Annotated in this window: 13 protein-coding genes; 7 read left to right on the top strand and 6 right to left on the bottom strand. The window is 66.7% G+C overall.

What is annotated here, in order from left to right:
• Positions 1 to 42: 42 nt before the first annotated feature.
• Positions 43 to 1530, top strand: a complete 1488-nt coding sequence (gene ahcY, locus ACFVYC_RS11465) for an adenosylhomocysteinase (RefSeq protein WP_387549919.1) — start codon at positions 43 to 45, stop codon at positions 1528 to 1530.
• Positions 1531 to 1593: 63 nt separating this feature from the next.
• Positions 1594 to 2832, top strand: coding sequence for an Ig-like domain-containing protein (locus ACFVYC_RS11460; protein WP_387549917.1), 1239 nt, complete (start codon positions 1594 to 1596; stop codon positions 2830 to 2832).
• Positions 2833 to 2835: 3 nt separating this feature from the next.
• Here ACFVYC_RS11460 and ACFVYC_RS11455 read toward each other — a convergent pair whose 3' ends face one another.
• The gene (locus ACFVYC_RS11455; protein ID WP_387549916.1) at positions 2836 to 3636 is read right to left on the bottom strand and encodes an RDD family protein; all 801 of its coding nucleotides are present in this window, start codon (positions 3634 to 3636) and stop codon (positions 2836 to 2838) included.
• Positions 3637 to 3701: 65 nt separating this feature from the next.
• Between ACFVYC_RS11455 and ACFVYC_RS11450 the strand changes: the two genes are divergently transcribed.
• Both ACFVYC_RS11450 and ACFVYC_RS11445 read left to right on the top strand, forming a co-directional pair.
• The gene (locus tag ACFVYC_RS11450) at positions 3702 to 4694 is read left to right on the top strand and encodes a stage II sporulation protein M (RefSeq protein ID WP_387549915.1); all 993 of its coding nucleotides are present in this window, start codon (positions 3702 to 3704) and stop codon (positions 4692 to 4694) included.
• 138 nt (positions 4695 to 4832) lie between these two features.
• Positions 4833 to 6086, top strand: a complete 1254-nt coding sequence (locus ACFVYC_RS11445; protein ID WP_387549913.1) for a TIGR01906 family membrane protein — start codon at positions 4833 to 4835, stop codon at positions 6084 to 6086.
• On the opposite strand, the gene ACFVYC_RS11440 is transcribed toward ACFVYC_RS11445, so the two are convergent.
• Complete coding sequence (locus ACFVYC_RS11440; RefSeq protein ID WP_387549912.1) at positions 6077 to 7903, bottom strand: AMP-dependent synthetase/ligase; 1827 nt, start codon at positions 7901 to 7903, stop codon at positions 6077 to 6079. The genes ACFVYC_RS11445 and ACFVYC_RS11440 overlap by 10 nt on opposite strands.
• Positions 7904 to 7968: 65 nt before the next feature.
• Positions 7969 to 9696, bottom strand: coding sequence for a dolichyl-phosphate-mannose--protein mannosyltransferase (locus tag ACFVYC_RS11435; protein ID WP_387549910.1), 1728 nt, complete (start codon positions 9694 to 9696; stop codon positions 7969 to 7971).
• Between the two features lie 46 nt (positions 9697 to 9742).
• Here ACFVYC_RS11435 and rsmI point away from each other — a divergent pair, with 46 nt between their 5' ends.
• Together rsmI and ACFVYC_RS11425 are read left to right on the top strand one after the other, a co-directional pair.
• The gene (gene rsmI, locus ACFVYC_RS11430; protein WP_387549909.1) at positions 9743 to 10684 is read left to right on the top strand and encodes a 16S rRNA (cytidine(1402)-2'-O)-methyltransferase; all 942 of its coding nucleotides are present in this window, start codon (positions 9743 to 9745) and stop codon (positions 10682 to 10684) included.
• A gap of 181 nt (positions 10685 to 10865) precedes the next feature.
• A complete protein-coding gene (locus ACFVYC_RS11425; protein WP_387549907.1) occupies positions 10866 to 12365 on the top strand; it encodes an NAD-dependent succinate-semialdehyde dehydrogenase in 1500 nt (499 codons plus the stop codon).
• A 40-nt stretch (positions 12366 to 12405) separates the two neighbouring features.
• Here ACFVYC_RS11425 and ACFVYC_RS11420 read toward each other — a convergent pair whose 3' ends face one another.
• From ACFVYC_RS11420 to ACFVYC_RS11410, 3 genes are read right to left on the bottom strand one after another with little or no spacing between them, the layout of a single operon-like run.
• Positions 12406 to 14898 carry a DUF3488 and DUF4129 domain-containing transglutaminase family protein gene (locus ACFVYC_RS11420; protein ID WP_387549906.1) on the bottom strand — a complete coding sequence of 831 codons (2493 nt, stop codon included), beginning with the start codon at positions 14896 to 14898 and terminating at the stop codon, positions 12406 to 12408.
• Positions 14895 to 16331 (bottom strand): DUF58 domain-containing protein, encoded by a 1437-nt coding sequence (locus tag ACFVYC_RS11415; RefSeq protein ID WP_387549905.1) that lies wholly within the window; start codon positions 16329 to 16331, stop codon positions 14895 to 14897. The genes ACFVYC_RS11420 and ACFVYC_RS11415 overlap by 4 nt, the downstream gene beginning before the upstream one ends.
• A gap of 11 nt (positions 16332 to 16342) precedes the next feature.
• Positions 16343 to 17464 (bottom strand): AAA family ATPase, encoded by a 1122-nt coding sequence (locus ACFVYC_RS11410; RefSeq protein ID WP_387549903.1) that lies wholly within the window; start codon positions 17462 to 17464, stop codon positions 16343 to 16345.
• Between the two features lie 167 nt (positions 17465 to 17631).
• Here ACFVYC_RS11410 and ACFVYC_RS11405 point away from each other — a divergent pair, with 167 nt between their 5' ends.
• Complete coding sequence (locus ACFVYC_RS11405) at positions 17632 to 18537, top strand: TatD family hydrolase (protein WP_387549901.1); 906 nt, start codon at positions 17632 to 17634, stop codon at positions 18535 to 18537.
• The last annotated feature ends 74 nt before the right edge of the window (positions 18538 to 18611 follow it).

Below are 18611 nucleotides of genomic sequence, written 5' to 3'. Positions count from 1 at the left end.
AGCAGCACCGGCCCACCGCCGGGCAGAGTAAAGGATTCATCCATGGCTTTTGATTACAAGGTTGCCGACATTTCGCTGGCCGAGGCCGGCCGGCACCAGATCCGCCTGGCAGAGCACGAGATGCCCGGCCTGATGTCCCTCCGCGAGGAATTCGGACCCAGCCAGCCGCTTCAGGGTGCGCGGATCGCCGGATCGCTGCACATGACGGTGCAGACGGCGGTGCTGATCGAAACCCTCACCGCCCTGGGCGCCGAGGTCCGCTGGGCTTCCTGCAACATCTTCTCCACCCAGGATGAAGCCGCCGCTGCCGTGGTGGTGGGCAAGGGCACAGTGGAGGACCCGCAGGGCGTTCCGGTATTCGCGTGGAAGGGCGAAACGCTCGAGGAATACTGGTGGACTGCAGAGCAGATCCTCACCTGGCCCGGCGCGGAGGCCAACCCGGAGCTCGGCCCGAACATGATCCTTGACGACGGCGGGGACGCCACCATGCTGGTGCACAAGGGCGCCGACTTTGAGGCAGTGGGCACCGTCCCGTCCACCGACCCGACGGATTCCGAAGAGTACGGCATCTTCCTGGACGTGCTCCGCCGCTCGCTCGCCGCCGACCCGCAGAAGTGGACCCGCACGGCCGCCACCATCAAGGGCGTCAGTGAAGAGACCACCACCGGCGTGCACCGCCTGTATCAGCTGGCTGAACAGGGCAAGCTGCTCTTCCCGGCGATCAATGTTAATGACTCCGTCACCAAGAGCAAGTTCGACAACAAGTACGGGATCCGGCACTCCCTCCCGGACGGCATCAACCGGGCAACAGACGTGCTGATGGGCGGCAAAGTCGCCGTCGTCTGTGGCTATGGCGACGTCGGCAAGGGCGCCGCAGAGGCACTGCGCGGCCAGGGTTCACGCGTGATCGTCACCGAGATCGACCCCATCTGCGCACTGCAGGCGGCGATGGACGGCTACCAGGTGGCCAAGCTGGAATCGGTCCTGGCCAAGGGTGACATCTTCATCACCACCACAGGCAACAAAGACGTCATCATGGCCGAGCACATGGCGGGCATGAAGAACAAGGCGATTGTGGGCAACATCGGCCACTTCGACAACGAGATCGACATGGCCGGACTCGCCAGAACCCCCGGCATCAAAAAGGTGGAAATCAAGCCGCAGGTCCACGAATGGGTTTTCGAGGAGGACCCCGCCACGGGAGAGGCCAGCCGTTCCATCATTATCCTTTCCGAGGGCCGCCTGCTGAACCTGGGCAACGCCACCGGACACCCGTCCTTCGTGATGAGCAACTCGTTCGCCAACCAGACCATCGCCCAGATCGAGCTGTGGACCAAGAAAGACCAGCCTGAGGGGGAGCGCGAGTACGGGAACCAGGTCTACGTCCTGCCCAAGGTCCTGGACGAGAAGGTGGCACGCCTGCACCTGGACGCCCTGGGCGTGGAGCTGACCGAGCTGACCAAGGACCAGGCCGAGTACCTGGACCTGGACGTCGCCGGCCCGTACAAGCCCGAGCACTATCGTTACTAAGAAGTAAAGTGCCCGGGTGCCCAGCGCGCCCGGGCCGTTACTTTCTGCGCCTAGGATCAAAATATGGAGCCCGAAGTCCAATCCCGCCGGCCGGGTCGTGTGAAAAAGATACTTGTGGTGGTGGCCGTGTGCCTCCTCGCTGCTGTGGGCGGCGTGTTTGCTGCCGTGGCACCGGGCATTGCGCGCGGAGCCATCGAATCCGAGGCAGGGTCCGCCGTCAGGACCTCACCCGGCATCGCCGCGCCGGTCATTGCGCCGGTAAAGCTCGACGCCGCGCCGGCCAACGGCGCAAAGCAGGTTAACCCGGCCGCCCCGGTGTCACTGAAGGTGGCCAACGGCACCATTGAACGCGTCACCCTCACCAGCACTTCCGGTGAGACAGTGGAGGGCAGCATGGACGCCGCGGGGACAGGCTGGACGGCGTCCGGGCCCCTGAAGTTCAACACGGACTACAGCTACACATACGTGGTGAAGGACGGTGCCGCGCGCGAAACCAGCACCACCCAGTCCTTCAGCACGGTGTCCAGCTCCCATGAGGCAGATGCGGCAATCTACCCGCTGGACGGCATGAAGGTGGGCGTCGGACAGCCGCTGCAGGTCATCTTCAGTGAACCTGTGGTCAACCGCGAGGCCGTGGAAAAGGCCATCAGCATCACCAGCAGCGCCGGCCAGGTGGGCGCCTTCCACTGGCACAGCGACACGATGGTCCGGTACCGGGCGGAAAACTTCTGGGCAGCCAACTCCACCATCACCATGGACATGCAGCTGTTCGGCGTGGACCTGGGGAACGGCCAGATCGCCAATTTCAACAAAAAGGTGAACGTCTCCATCGGCGACAAGAAGGTGGCCGTCGCGGACGCAGCCGCCCACACCTTCACGCTCAGCGTCAACGACCAGGTGGTCAAGACACTGCCGGTGAGCATGGGGGACAAGCGGTTCCCGTCCGCGCGCGGGTACGGCGTGCTCATGGAAAAGAAACGCTATGACCACTTCCGCGCGTCAAGCATCGGGCTGAAGCCCGACGATCCGGCGTATTACGGGGACGTCGACGTGGAATACACCATCAGGCTCACCCTCAGCGGTGCCTACATCCACCAGGCCCTTCCGTCCGCTTTCCCCTTCATCGGCAACACCAACGTCTCACACGGCTGCATCGGATTTGCCCCCGACGGCGCCGCATGGGTCTTCGACAACATGGGCACCGGCGACGTCGTCCAGATCGTGAACACCGAGGGCGACTACGCGGCCCACGACGACGGGTTTGGCGACTGGAACATCCCCTGGAGCGAATACGCCAACTAAGGCTCAGCTGCCAAACGGCAGCCGGTGCAGCCGCTCACCCATCTCGGCGCTCCGCCGTCGTGCCTGGGACAGCCTGGCCAGCTCCCTGCTCCGCCGTTCAGCCATAACGGCGGCCAGGTAGTCATCCGGGCTGGTCCCGGCAGGCGGCTGCGGGGCCACGTGTGCGGCAAGCTCTGTTGCGATCGACCCGGCCATGCCGGCCCTTGACAAGGGTGCCATCCGACCGGCCTGGCGGATGAACTGCGATGCCCGGCGCGCCGTCGCATCCGGGACCCTTCCGATGTCTGCCGCCGCCGCCCAGGACCGCAGCCGGGGCGGAACAAGCACCGGCGGGGACTCCTCAACCGGGCCACGGCTGCGGATGGCGTACGTCCCGGCCATCAGGTCGCCCAGCCGGCGCGACCTGTCATTGAACAGGGCCACGGCAATGGCCAGCCCGCCAAAAGTCAGGTAGATCTCCAGGAAACCGGTCAGCCCACGGATGAGTGCATGGCGGAACCGGATGGCGCCCCCGTCTTCCCGCACCACACGCAGGCCGGCTGCGAGCTTGCCGAGCGAAAGCCCGCGGCTTAGGGTCTCCACGGCCACCGGAACAATCACCAGGCAGAAAACCACACTGGCCACCACGAGGGCCCGCATGGCCGACTCGTCCAGGTCTTCGCCCGCGGCGGATACTCCCATCAGGATCGCCACCAGCAATATTGTGCTCAAGGCCATGTCCAGGAGCAGGCCCAAAGCGCGGGCTGCAAAGGATGCCGGACGCAGTTCCAGGACAACGGCCTCACCGGTGATGATCGAGCTCACACTGTTCCTGTTCCTCCGGGCTGACGGGACGCTCATAGTCTATGGCGGGCCGCTAGGCTGGTGCCGTGGATATGGACGCGTTCTCCGCCGTCAACGCGGACAAGTGGTCCCGGCTGCACGAACTTGCCTACAAAGGCAGGCTCAGCGGGCCGGAAGCGGACGAACTGCTGACGCTGTACCAGTCCACGTCCTCCCACCTTTCCCTCATCCGGTCGCTGGCCCCTGAGAGCGGCCTCTCCGCCTCCCTGTCCGCCACGCTTGCCCAGGCGCGGACGCGTTTCACCGGGGCCAGGTCCAATGTGATGGCGGACCTGGCACGGTTTTTTGTGGTTGCCCTTCCGGCTGCCTTCTACCGGCTTACCTGGCTCACGTTGGCCTGCGGGGCGGCCTTCGTCCTCATCGGTACGGCCTACGCCCTCTGGATTGGCACATCCCCCGAGGCCTTGCGGGCGGTGGCGTCCGAAGCTGCAGCCAGGCAGTACGTCGAGGAGGACTTCATCAGCTATTACTCGGAGAACCCGGCAGCGTCCTTTGCCGGCGCCGTCTGGACCAACAACGCCTGGATCAGCGCGCAGGCTGTGGCCCTGGGAATCACCGGAGTGTGGGTGCCGATGATTCTGTTCAGTAATGCCCAGGGGGTAGGCATTGCGGCCGGAATCTTCGCGGCCGCCGGGAAGTCGGACGTCTTCTACAGCTACATTCTGCCGCACGGCCTGATGGAACTGACCGCGGTGTTTATCGCCTGCGCCGCCGGCCTCCGGATCTTTTGGGCGATGGTATCGCCGGGGCCGCGGACCCGTGGCAGGGCTGTGGCCGAGGAAGGCAGGTCCCTGGTTACGGTAGCCCTGGGACTGGTCCTGGTGCTCTTCGTCTCCGGACTGGTGGAAGGGTTTGTGACACCGAGTACGCTGCCGGTCTGGGCAAAGATCGGCAGCGGGGCTGCGGTGCTGGCCGGTTACTGGCTGTATGTATTTGCCTGCGGGCGGCCCGCCTACCTGGCGGGGGAGCGAGGCGACTTGCGCCGGGAGGACGCAGGCTATACGGAAATCGCTGCCTGAGTCGTTGCCTGAATCGTTGTAATTCCGCCGGGGTGGTTCCTCGCCCAGCCCGAAGCCCGGGCGGTAGGCTCGTCAACAGATAGAGCGTGCCGGCGGACGTAGAACCTGGCGCGGAAAACCAACGGAAGTGACGCTGCTGTGAAAGACGAAACTCCTGCCCGCGCCAGGCGCGCCGAGCCGCAGCCGGAACCGGTCCTGGACACGTCTGGGGACTCTGACGAGCCGGCGTTCTCCTGGATGACTCCCGCCGGAACGGGCACCGGCGGTTCCGCAGCAGACGGTTTTGATAAATCAGTTGCCGAAGCGCCGCGGGAATCAGCCGCGGACGGGAAGGCAACGAGGCTGGCGAACGCCGGAACGTCGGCCGCCGGCTCCAGTGCAACAGATGCGGGTCCGTACACAGCCGACGCCGGCCAGGCCGCGGCAGGCGGTGGTGGTTCGTCCGCCACGGCGGTCGCCAGCGCCGGCACGGGTCCGGAAGCCCGCAAAGCCGCCCAGCCGGAGAGCCGGGCGGACCGGAAAGCCGCAGAAGCCGCCGTCGAAGATGGGGGCACCACGTCCGGGCACGGCAGCGCACCTGTGTTCAAGGAACCGCTTCCCACCTCCGCCCTGCAGGTCCGTCCGCCAGAGGAGGAAGTGGAGCGCCGGAACGCGCAGCGCGAGAGCGCAGCCAACGCCAAGCCGGTGGCTCCGCGGGTAATGCAGGTCCTGCTTGCCATCTTCTTCCCGCTGATCCTGCTCATCCTTGCCGTGCGCGCAGTGACCAGCCCGTTGTTCCTGTGGGTGGAGTACAACCGCCCCGGATTCCCCGGCGACGGCTACGGGTTCAGCACCGACGACAGGATGACCTACGGCTCGTACGCCGTCGATTACCTCAGTAACTGGTCCGGCCCACGCTACTTGGGAGACCTGGTCCACCGCAGCGGCGACAAGCTGTTTAAGGACGGCGAAGTCAGCCACATGGCGGACGTCAAACTGGTGATCCTCTCCACCTTCGGTGCCGGCGTGCTGCTGGCCCTGGTCAGCATCATCGCTGTCCTCTACCTGCGCAGGCGAAGCACCGGCGGAGTCCGCAGGGGACTGTTCGCCGGCTCCATCATCACGCTGGTCTTGATCCTCGGCCTGGGTTCCCTGGCAGTGTTGGGTTGGCAGCAGTTCTTCACCGAGTTCCACCGGATCTTTTTCGCCGACGGTTCCTGGACGTTCAGCCTGGATGACACACTGATCCGGCTGTTCCCCGGCCAGTTCTGGATCGACGCCGGGATGGTGATCGCGGGGCTGGTGCTGCTGACCGCGCTCGCCACGCTCATCCTCACATGGCCCACACGCCGGCGCCGCGGCCTCGTCAAGGACGAGCCCGCGGCAGCGGGCCAGGCAGTAGGTCAGGAGTAAAGTTTGGAGATTTCGGTTCCGTAGTCCTGCACGACGGCGGCGCGCTTCAGTTTGAGGGAGGGCGTCAGGTGTCCTGACTCGACGGTGAACTGGGCGTCCAGCAGGATGAACTTGCGGATGGATTCCGCCTTGGATACGAGCTGGTTTGCGTGGTCCACCGCCTCCTGCACCGCTGCGGCCACCTGCGGGTCCGTGACGGCGTCCCGCAGCGCCAGTGCCGGCAGCCCCTGTTCGGACCGCCAGTTGTCCAGGCCTTCAGGGTCAAGGCTCACGAGCACCGAGACAAAGGGCTTGCCGTCACCCACCACTACGGCGTGGGCCACCAGTTGGTGGGCGCGGATCCTTTCCTCCAACGGCCCGGGTGCAACGTTTTTGCCGCCGGCGGTCACCAGCAGGTCCTTCTTCCGCCCCGTGATGGTCAGGAACCCCTGGGGGTCAAGATTCCCGAGGTCGCCGGTGCGGAAGAAGCCGTCCACGAAGGCTTCTGCGTTAGCGGCCTGGTTGTTGTGATAGCCGCGGAAGACGCCGATCCCCTTCACCAGGATTTCACCGTCCCCGGCTACCCGGACGGTGGTGCCGGGGATGGGGATGCCCACCGAACCCACCCTCGTGCGGGACGGCGTGTTGGCGGTGCACGGAGCGGTGGTCTCGGTCAGGCCGTAGCCTTCCAGCACGGCGATCCCGGCCCCGCGGAAGAAATGGGCTTCCTCCGGTGCAAGGGCACTGGCGCCGGACACTGTGTATCCCACGTCGCCGCCGAAGGCCTGCCGAAGCCGCTGGTAGAGCAACCTGTCGAAGACAGCGTGGCGGATCCTGCAGAGCAGCCCCGGACCGCTGCCCTCGCCCCGGCTGCGCTTGTCCTCCGCCTGCGAGTACTCGATGGCTGTTGCCGACGCTGTGCTGAAGAGCCGTGCCTTGCCGCCCACGGCTGCTGTGTGCGCTGCGGTGGCGCGCACCTTCTCGAAGATCCGCGGAACCACCAGCAGGAACGTGGGCCTGAACGATTTGAGGTCATCAAGGAGCTGGGCAGCGCCAGTGTGCCCGAGCGTGGCGCCGGCCGTCAGGCAGACTATCTGGACGGCCCGGGCCAGGACGTGGGCGAGCGGCAGGAACATCAACGTGCGGGCTTGGTCCTGGAGCAGCAGTTCCGGAAGGAAAGCGACGATGTTCCGGGCCACCAGGGCGAAGTTGCCGTGCGTGATTTCGCAGCCCTTGGGGTTCCCGGTGGTGCCCGAGGTGTACACCAGGGAGGCGACGTCATCCAGTCCGGCCCGGCTCCGGTGCCGTTCCAGCTCCGCTTCGGTGACCCCGGTTCCGGCGGCGGCCAAGCTCGCGAGGTCCGGGGCATCTGCCTCGAAGTCCATCCGGACCACGTTGATGAGCCGGTCCCGCAGGAGTTCGGAACCGGCCAGGACCCCGGTCACCAGCTTCACCTTCGCACGGTCCTCGGCAAACACGCGCCGCACGGCTGCGTCATGAAGGATCCACTCCACCTGGCCGGCGGACGACGTTTCGTAGATGGGAACAGTCACTCCGCCGGCGAACCAGATGGCGAAGTCGACCAGCGTCCATTCGTAGGAGGTGGCGGACATCACCGCCACGGTGTCGCCGGGTTCAAGGCCGCCGGCGATCAGGCCCTTGGCGAGGGCCGTGATATCCTGCAGGAATTTCTGCGCCGGCACGTCAATCCAGCCGTTGGGCCCCTTGCGCCGGTAAAGGGCATGGGCCGGGTTGGCGGCCTGCTGCTCGAGCAATAGATCCGTGACGTTGCTGGCGGCATCAAGCTCAACCAGCAGTTCGGTGCTCGCTTCTCTCACAGCAGGTCTCCGTTCCGCTGCCACGCCGCGGCGGCGGCTCCGTAGGGGTCTCCTGCCATCCTGCCCTAGATCCAGGAAGGCATCCACATCCGGAGCCGCCACTCCTGGTACGGGATGACCTCGGCGGCCCAGACAGGATAGAAGAAGGCTGCCAGCAGGACTGTGGCGGCGACGAACAGGGCCACCAGGTACAGGCCGGACCGGCGGCGCCACAGCGGATCGGTGGTCCGCCCCAGGACAAGCCCCAAACAGTACACAAGGCCCAGCACCAGGAACGGTTCGAAGGACACCGCATAGAAGTAGAACATGGTCCGTTCCGGGTACATGAACCACGGAAGGTACCCCGCGGCCACCCCGGCCAGTACTGCTCCGGCCCGCCAGTCGCGGCGTCCCGCCCACCAGAACAGGAGTACCACCAGCGATATGGCGGCCGCCCACCAGATCAGGGGATTTCCGACGGACAGGATGGCGGACGTGCATTTGTCCACGTCGCAGCCAGGCGTGCCGCGCTGGGGGGATTCATAGAAGAACGACGTCGGCCTGCCCATGACCAGCCAGCTCCAGGCGCTCGCCTCGTAGGGGTGCTCGGACCCCAGGCCCTGGTGGAACTTGTAGGCCTCCAGGTGGTAGTGCGCCAGGGACCGGACCGGGTCCGGCAGCCAGCTCCACTCAGCGGATGGATTGCTTTGCGCCCAGCGTCGGAAGTAGGCGTTGTCCGAGGCGAACCAGCCGGTCCAGGTGGCGGCGTAGACCATTGCGGCAACCGGAACCATACTCAGGAAGGCCGGGATGCCGTCCTTGATGACGCCGCCGCTGATCCAGCCACGGATCCCCGCCACGCGCCGTGCGCTGAGGTCCCACAGGACGGTGAGGATGCCGAAACCGGCGAGGAAGAACAAGCCTGACCACTTGGTTCCCACCGCAAGCCCCAGGAAGAGCCCTGCTGCAACCCGCCACCAGCGGACGCCCACCCAGGGCCCGGACAGCAGCTGGGCAGTGGTGGGAAGTCCACCGTTGGCGGACGCAGCCTTGGCCAGCCTGGCCGCCAGCCGCCGTCGGCCGTCATCCCGGTCCATCAGCAGCGCGCCAAACGCTGCGAGGATCCAGAACATCAGGAAGATATCCAGCAGCGAAGTCCGGGACATCACCAGGTGGTGGCCGTCCACGGCCAGGAGAAGCCCCGCGGCACCGGCCAGGGGCAGTGAACGGAAGAGCTTGAGCGCTATCAGGGACAGGAGCAGGATGGACAGGGTCCCGGTCAGTGCTGCGGCGAAACGCCAACCGAAGGAGTTGTCCGCGCCGAAGAGCCACATGCCGGCAGCGATCATCCATTTTCCCACCGGGGGGTGGACCACGTACTCGGGGGAGTCCAGGAGGAGGGCAGGGTTTCCGGCGTTGAAGGAATCATTGGCTTTGTCCGGCCAGCTGCGCTCATAACCGCTGATCAGGTACGAGTAGGCGTCCTTGACGTAATAGGTTTCGTCAAAGACCAACTTGTGCGGCGTCTCAAGCCGGACAAACCGCAGGACGCCGCCGGCTGCCGCCGTCAGGACAGGAACCAGCAGGAACCACAGCCGCAGCGACGGCGGGTAGTCCCGCCAGCTTTGGACGGGACCGAGCAGCCGCGCGCGAAGGGACTCCGCCGTGAAGGCCTCTGCCGGCCGGCTCACCCAGGGCCGGGTACGCCGGGTACTTGGCTGTCCCTCACCGTCGGAGGAGGAACTGCCGGACGTCGGGGGTGTGGCGTCTTCGGCCCCAGCCGGCCGCGTCGAGGTCTGCGTCACGAGCCCCATGCTACCTTTTGCAGCTGGCCCGGCCCTGCAGCAGTAGGCTGGTGGCGTGGACCCTAACCCCAGCCCTTTCCCTGATTCCGGCACTGCCACCCCCAACGAGGAAGCCGGAGGACAGCCGTCAGGGGCGCCGGAGGCAGCCGCGGTGCCTGCGCCTGCCGGCGGGCGGATCGTGCTGGCGGCCACCCCGATCGGCAACACGGGAGACGCTTCTGCCCGCCTGGTTGAGCTGCTCGGGACAGCTGACATCGTTGCCGCTGAGGACACCCGCCGCCTGCACCGGCTGGTGCAGAGCCTCGGCGTCACAGTTGCCGGGCGGGTGATCAGCTACCACGAGCACAACGAGGCAGCCAAGACAGCCGAACTGCTGGAACAGGTGCGGGCCGGCAAGACGCTGGTGATGGTCACCGACGCCGGGATGCCCTCGGTGTCCGACCCCGGGTTTCGGCTGGTGGAGGGTGCCGTGGCAGCGGGGCTGCCGGTCACTGCCGTCCCCGGACCGTCAGCCGTACTGACTGCGCTCGCATTGTCCGGCCTGCCCACGGACCGCTTCTGTTTCGAGGGATTCCTGCCGCGGAAGGCGGGCGAAAGGGCGTCACGCCTGGCCGACCTCGCGGGGGAGCGCCGGACGATGGTGTTTTTCGAAGCCCCGCACCGGCTTGAGGTGATGCTGCGGGCGCTGCGTGAACGCTTCGGGTCTGACCGCCGCGTGGCCGTGTGCCGGGAACTGACCAAGACCTACGAAGAAGTGATCCGGGGCTCACTCGGGGAGCTCCTGCAGTGGGCCGAGGCCACCGAGGTCCGCGGCGAAATCGCCGTTGTCCTGGCCGGCGCACCGGAACAGGAGCCAGGAACACCCGGGGACCACGTGGCCGCCGTCAACGAACTGGTGGCCCAGGGGATCCGCCTCAAGGAAGCTGTCGCCGCGGTTGCGGAAGACGTCCGGGTGAGCAAACGGGAACTCTACTCGGCTGTCCTTGCTGCCCGCTAGGCCGACCTTTAGGGGTCCGGCCTGGGCTGTGCAGGTGCACAGCACTTCCCGGCTCCGGTAGTGCGCGAAGGCGTAGACCCGCTGGTGGCGCAGCAGTAGTCTGGCAACTAATCAGCCAGGACGACGGCGGCTACGCCGGCCGCCGCCGAGCTGCCATAACCCTACTGACGAGGGAGTCATTGTGACTGTCACTGCACAGCCGGCCGTTTCCGCAGACCGCGAAAGCGCCCTTTTGGCCACCGTTCCCACTGGCTTGCTCATCAACGGTGAGTGGCGGGCCGCCGCAACAGGTAAGACCTTCGACGTCGAGGATCCGGCTACGGGCAAGGTGCTGTTGAGCATTGCCGACGCCGGCGCTGACGATGGTGCCGCCGCGCTGGACGCCGCCGCGGCCGCCCAGGAGTCCTGGGCCAAGGTCCCGCCGCGTGAGCGCGGCGAAATCCTGCGGCGGGCGTTTGAACTCGTGACCGCGCGGGCCGAGGACTTTGCCCTGCTGATGACCCTGGAGATGGGCAAGCCGTTGGCGGAAGCCCGGGGTGAAGTCACTTACGGTGCGGAGTTCCTGCGCTGGTTCTCGGAGGAAGCCGTCCGTGCGTTCGGGCGCTATTCCGTGTCCCCGGACGGCAAGTCCCGGCTGCTGGTCACCAAGAAGCCGGTGGGCCCCTGCCTGCTGATCACCCCGTGGAACTTCCCGCTTGCCATGGCCACCCGCAAGATTGCCCCGGCCGTCGCTGCGGGCTGCACCATGGTGCTGAAGTCCGCGAACCTGACGCCGCTCACCTCCCAGCTTTTCGCCGCCGTCATGATGGAGGCCGGGCTGCCCGCAGGCGTCCTGAACGTCATCCCCACCTCCACTGCCGGCGCCACCACCGGTCCGCTGATCAAGGACCAGCGCCTCCGGAAGCTGTCCTTCACCGGCTCCACCGAGGTTGGCCGTCGCCTGCTGTCCGACGCGTCGGAAACCGTACTGCGCACCTCCATGGAGCTCGGCGGCAACGCCCCGTTTGTGGTGTTCGAGGACGCTGACCTTGATGCCGCCGTGGCCGGGGCCATGCTGGCGAAGCTGCGGAACATGGGCGAGGCGTGCACCGCTGCCAACCGCTTCATCGTGCACGAATCAGTCGCCGCCGAGTTCGCTGAGAAGTTCGCCGCGAAAATGAAGGAAATGACCACCGCCCGCGGCACCGAACCGGAGTCCAAGGTGGGACCGCTGATTGACGCCAAGAGCCGGGACAAGGTCCACGAACTGGTGTCCGACGCCGTTTCCTCCGGCGCCAAGGCCGTCCTGGGCGGGGGACCGGTGGAGGGCCCGGGCTACTTCTACCAGCCCACCATCCTCTCCGGCGTCACCGAAGGCACCAGGATCCTGTCCGAGGAGATCTTCGGACCCGTTGCCCCGATCATCACCTTCAACAGCGAGGATGACGCGGTCCGGCTGGCCAACAACACCGAATACGGACTCGTGGCCTACGTCTTCACCAAGGACCTCAACCGTGGCCTCCGGATGGGCGAAAGGCTCGAGACCGGCATGCTCGGCCTGAACGCCGGCGTCATCTCGAACGCCGCCGCACCGTTCGGCGGCGTCAAGCAGTCCGGGCTGGGGCGCGAAGGCGGCCTCGAAGGCATCGAGGAGTACCTCTACACCCAGTACATCGGCATCGCGGATCCCTACGCCGGGTAGCACCTTTCCAGGGGCGGCAAAGCCGCCGCACGCAACAGGATCAGGAACGCGCAGACCAGCGCGCTGACCAGAAGCGTGCGGCGGCTTTTGCTGCCCGCGCCACGGCTGTTCCGGCAGCCTGGAACGGCGCCGCCAGCAAGCGTCCCAGCCGTCCAACAACCGACTGCGGCACCCACAATGCACGGATCCTCCGCAGGGCGGGGGTATTGGCACGCAAAGCGGATTCAAGTGCTGCGATCCGGGCGCCGGTCACCTCCCGGTCTGTGCCTGCGGCTCCGGCGCGGCCGGTGGGCCCTGCCGGCACGCCGGCCCCTGGCGGCGGACCGTATTCACGGCGTTCAAAGTCTGTTGTCAACGCGGCCGCGGCCCGGTGGGCAGGATCGTCAAGTCCCCCCGATTCCCCCAGGAGTGCAGAGTCCCGGAGGCGTGCACTGTAAGCCCGCGGGGTCTCGCTGGACTTTGGAGGCAGCCCGTAGTCGGTCCCCAAATCCACCAGTTCGCTCCAGGCCAGCACCGCGGCCGTGCCTGGATCTGCCGGTCGGAGCCGCCGTGCCCGAATGCCTGTCCTGGCCAGGCGTGGCGCGGCTGCCAGGAGGGCAACCCCCAGGACTCCGCCCACGCCCAGCAGCAGGGGCAGGAGCTGCACGCCGGCGTCAGTGCCTCCGCCTCCACCCGGTGCGGGCAGGGGAGCGGCATTTGGTGCCGGGGCGGGAGCAGGCGTGGCGTCCGGGACCAGGTCGTCGTTGTTGTCGAGGGCGCCCGGGGATGAAGGGGCAAAGGCTTCCGAAGCATAGTCGGGCACCACCCCACGGGACGGCGTGGGCTCAAACGGCACCCATCCCAAGCCCTGGAAGTACAGCTCCGGCCACGCGTGGGCGTCCCTGGCGTCCACCTCGTATTCGGGAAGTGCGCCCTCGCCTGCCACGGAAACGGTGGCCCCCGTTAACCTGCCCGGGGCATAGCCCACTGCGATGCGGCTGGGGATGCCTTCGAGCCTGGCCATCACGGCCATGGCCGACGCGTAGTGGATGCAGTAACCGCTTTTCTGGTCCAGGAAATCAGCAAGGACCGAGAGGCCGTTTCCGTCATAGCCGCCCTGCACGGGTGACTGCAGGGAGTACGTAAACTCCGCGGAGCGGAGGTACTTTTGGATGGCCATAGCCTTGTCATAGGGCGTCGCGCCGGAGCCGGCCACCGTGCTGGCAGTGGTCCGGACGATCTCCGGGACGTTGCCCGGGATCCTGGTGAAGTCCTCCGGGATGCCCTGGACGCCGCCCGACGACCGGGCCAGCTGCGCTGCCGTCAACTTCGGAACCGAGGACCGGACCAGGTACTCCTGCCGCCTGGAGGTGGTGTCCGTTCCCTTGATGCTCAAGGTGGCCGGATCCCAGGTCCACCGGCCATCGAGGCCCCGCACGGAGTCCGGGGGGTACGGTGCCGGCAGGTAAGGGCTGGTGAAGGTTCCGGTATCGATTGCCGTCACCACGGGCTGCTGTTCGTCCGCCAGGACCGTATAGCCGGGGTCAATCTGGCTGCCCAGGGAGCGCCGGGAGCCGTTGCGGTCATCCGGACCCCAGGAGTCGCCGTCGAAATGGTCCACGGTGACTGACCGCAGGTACAGCGGTGCCGTGGAATTGGTGGCGTAGGTGATCCGTCCGGTGCCGGCGGGAGTGCGCAGGCTGTTGCCCAGCGAGATCATCGGGTTGAGGCCCGTGGACGTGCCCCACGGATTGACGCGGGAACCCTGCGGGAACGTGCCCTGGTCGAATCCCGGGATGGCCAGCGGCACCAGAATGGTGGCAACGAGCGCAACGGAGCCCGTCAGGGCGGCCCGCCGGACCTGGCCGGGGCTGCGGGCGGAATCCGCCGGGATCCGCGCGTCCGGAACGAACCACTGGCTGCAGGCCAGAATCATCAGGTACCCGGCCACAGCGGCGGTGAATCCCCAGAACCCGACGCTTTGCGGTTTGATCAAGGCCGGCACCACGAGGATGGCCAGCAGCCCCGCGCCCGTGGCGGCGGGCATGCCCAGCGGCACCGCGAGCGCATCCACAAGGATCACGGCCAGGCCCAGGACGGCGCAGACCACCATCACGATCCCGACGTTGGGGGCGACGGGCGCGGTTTCGGACAGTACAGTTTCGCTGGCGCGCCGGATCAGGCGGTCCACTTCGGCCAGGCTCGCCGGGGTGGGGATGACGCCGGCAAAGCTTGAGCTGCGGAAGAACGTGAGTGTCAGGACGGCGCCAAGGGCAAGGAAACCGCCGGCTGTCACCAGCAGGGGTTGCGCCCGCACCGCACGCAGGGCAGCCATGGTCAAGCAGACCACCAGCACAGTAGTGAAAACAGGCCAGTACCAGCCCCAACCCCTCAGGACTCCGTTCAGCGACAGGGCAGACCCGGCCACGCCGACGGCAATGGAGCCTGCCATCGCCCAGGGGTAGGGACCCACACGGGTACGTCCCGCCGCGTTCCCGGCCGGCGGTGCGGGTTGCTGGTGTATTCCGGTGTCCCGGGGCGGCGCGATGGTCATCCTGCCACCTCCGCTCCTCGGCGGACCTCCGTGGCCGGGGTTTCCGGCAACGCCACGTCCTGGTCGAACTGGTTCCAGGCGGCTGCGACCGATACCGACGGCGGCACGGCAGCAGCGCGCCAGCCTCCGTGCCGGAGCTTCTCGAGTGCGTCCTCGAACTCCGCTGCCCGCTCGGTAACAATGATGGCAAAGGCGTTGGTGCCGTACCCGGCGGCCGGAGCGAGGGACAGGGCTTCCAGCGGTGAGATCCTCCCCAGGACGGCGATCAGGGGACCCCGCATCCGGTGCGCCGACAACTTGTCCATCAGGTTGTCATCAAACGGCGGCGGCCCGGAGTCCTGGTGCCTGTGCGAGTCGCGGGGGCGGAAAAGGTCCTTGTGCCCGGAGTCGCGGCGGGCGTGTGGCCCCGTGAGCTGGATCGCCGCGAGGCTTTCAGCGATGGACTGGAGCCCGGACGCTCCGGTGTACTCCTCCACCTCAGGTTCGGGGGCGGAGGGCGACCGCAGGAACGCAGGCTCGCCGCGGGCGTCCAGAAGGCGCAGGCCATAATTGCGCTCAGCCAGGTGGGCGCTGATGGACATCGCGGCAACGACGGCCCATTCAAACGCTTCGCTGGTAATCATGGAGTGGCCGTCCTGCGCCGTGATTCCTGCCGGTGCCGCGCCGGAAGCGCCGGAGAACGCGGTGAACCTGTGGTCCAGGACGATGGTGGCTTCCGGCGTGGTAACGGATTCCTCCTGCCGCACCATCAGGGAACCGTGGCGCGCGGTTGCGGCCCAGTGCACCCGGCGCATGGGGTCCCCATGGCGGTATTCACGCGTCATGACGTCGTCGTCGCTGGGGTTAGCCCGGATCCTGGTGGCCGTGACGCCATCATTGCCCCGGGCGCCGGCCAGCCCGGTCAAGGGAAGCACGACGGCGGCGGGCGTCACCGTGAGCGTGTCGCCGTCGTCTATTGCCTGCCGGTGCAGGGACAGTCCGAACGGGTCGGTGAATTCCGCCGTCACGGGCCCGATGAGGAACTGGCCGCGCTGGGCGGAGCGCAGGTGGTACTCATACCTGCTGGTGCCGCCGGTTGCCGACCGGGACGGAAAGCGGAAGGCGGGCGATTCGCCGAACCGGGAAGGCAGCCTTTCCTCCATGGTGGCCCTGCCGCTGGATGCTCCTGTCCGTGCCACCGCCAGCCGCACGGTGGTGGAGGCCGAGGTTTCGACCGGGGACGGGTTGAATTCGCGGTACACCTGGAAGCGGGGCTTCACCAGCCGGATGCCCGCAAGGGAAACCAACGGAAGGACGAGCAGCAGTACAGCCAGGCTCAACAGGTCCCGGCGGCCCATCACCTGCGCTGCGGCCAGCGCCGTGGCCCCCGCAGCCAGCATTCCCCAGCCCCGCTGGGTGAACAGGTGTCGCGGCAGTTTGTCCAGCAGCGCCATGGGAGACCCGCCTAGTGATTCCTGCTCAGGCCTGCGACTGGGGTGTTCCTGTTCGTGGACCCGGAAGGCTTGTTCCCGGCGTCGGCGGGCCGCTGCGCTATCGGCAGCCGGGACAGGATGCCGCGAAGGACGCTGTGCGGGGTTTCCCCGGCGCCGGCGGCCTTCCGGTCCAGAATGATCCGGTGCGCCAGGACAGCTTCTGCAACCAACACGACGTCGTCCGGCAGCACAAAGTCGCGGCCGTCCAGGGCGGCTGTGGCCTTGGCGGCCCGCAGCAGCTGCAGCATGGACCGGGGGCTCGCACCCAAACGGAGCAGCGGACTCTCCCGGGTTGCCCTGCCCACGGATACCGTGTACTCCTTGACTGCCTGCGAGACGTAGACCTGCTGGACTGTGGCAATCATGGCCGCCACATCGGCAGTGGTTACTACCGCCGACACCTTGGCCAGGGGTGACGTGGCCTGGTGGGTCTCGAGCATTTCGATCTCGGAGTCCTTGTCCGGGTAGCCCATCGAGATGCGCGCCATGAAGCGGTCCCGCTGTGCCTCAGGCAGCGGGTAGGTGCCCTCCATCTCGATGGGATTCTGTGTTGCCACCACCATAAAGGGCTCGTCCAGCCGGTACGAGTTGCCGTCCACGGTCACCTGGTGCTCTTCCATGCATTCGAGCAGGGCCGATTGAGTTTTGGCTGAGGCGCGGTTGATCTCGTCGCCGATCACAATATTGGCGAACACGGCTCCGGGCCGAAACTCAAAGAGCCGGGAGGACTGGTTGTAGATGGAGACGCCGGTGACGTCGGAGGGCAGCAGGTCCGGCGTGAACTGGATCCGGTTAACCGTGCAGTCGATGGTCCGGGCGAGCGTCTTGGCCAAAAGCGTCTTTCCCACGCCCGGGACATCCTCCAGGAGCAGGTGCCCCTGGGCCAACAGGACGGTCAGCGCCAGCTTCGCGGCGTCCGACTTCCCGTCGATCACCGTGTTGACGGTGGTCAGGATCCGCTCGCTGGCCGCGTGGAAGGACGAGGCATCCATGGGGGTCTGGCGGTGCCCATTGAGGTGGCTGACGGGGTCGACCCCCGCCAGGTTGCGGTTCGCAGCGCTCACATCGTTGGCAGTGCGTCGGTGGGATTCCATCGGCAAACCTTTCAGCCAGGGGTTTCACCTGGACGGGACAGCAAAGCCCTGCCTTCGCCCATTGGCGGGCGTCCGCATGTGTTCGTACCAGACTACTAACACAACTGCTTCGGCTGACAGAGAGTTCCAATAAATATGCGGCCGTCCCGGCGGTTTAGGCTTGATGGATGTGCAATCCGCTGATCCCTGCCGCATACCGAGCCTCTGCCCCCGGCGACAGACAGGAATCCGGAACCTCCCAGCAGCGGTCTTTTCCCCCCGCCCCGGAGCCCCTGCCGGTGCCCGTCATGGACAACCACACCCATTTGGATTTCCCGGACGGGGAAGCTCCGGTTGGCATCAAGGAAGCCCTGGACGCCGCCGAGGCCGTGGGCGTCCAGGGCGCGGTCCAGGTGGGCTGCGATCTGGAATCCTCGCGGTTCACGGTCCGGGCGCTGGACCTTGACGAGCGGCTGCTTGGTGCAGTGGCGCTGCACCCCAACGACGCTCCCCGCTATGCCGAACGAGGCGAACTTGACGAGGCGCTGGCGGAAGTTGAGCGGCTGGCAGCCCATCCCCGGGTCAGGGCCATCGGCGAGACGGGGCTCGATTTTTTCCGCACCAAAGGGGAGGGGCTGGCACACCAGCGGCATTCCTTCCGCCGCCACATCGACATCGCCAAGCGGCTTGACCTGACGCTCCAGATTCACGACCGGGACGCACACAGCGACGTGGTGCAGGTGCTCAAGGAAGAAGGTGCCCCGGAGCGTGTGGTGTTCCACTGCTTTTCCGGTGATGAGGAACTGGCGGCCATCTGTAACAGGGAAGGCTGGTGGATGTCCTTTGCCGGCACCCTGACCTTCAAAAACGCCACCAACCTGCGCGCCGCGCTCGCCGTGGCGGATCCCAATCTTGTCCTGGTGGAAACAGACGCCCCGTTCCTGACGCCCCACCCGCACCGGGGCCGGCCAAATGCCAGCTATATGGTCCCCTACACCGTCCGCTCCATGGCGGAATTGACAAACACCGACTTGGCCGGGCTGTGCGCCCGAATCTCGCAAAATACCGTACGGGCATACGGATCCTGGGATTAACAACACGTAGCTCCCGTGCCGGCAAGTGGATACCCGGTATGCAAGATTCTTGGCCGGTTTATAACGCTACGGTT

This window comes from Pseudarthrobacter sp. NPDC058329 (assembly GCF_042879835.1).
GTDB lineage: Bacteria > Actinomycetota > Actinomycetes > Actinomycetales > Micrococcaceae > Arthrobacter.
This window is presented reverse-complemented; position numbering and strand designations above follow the sequence as displayed.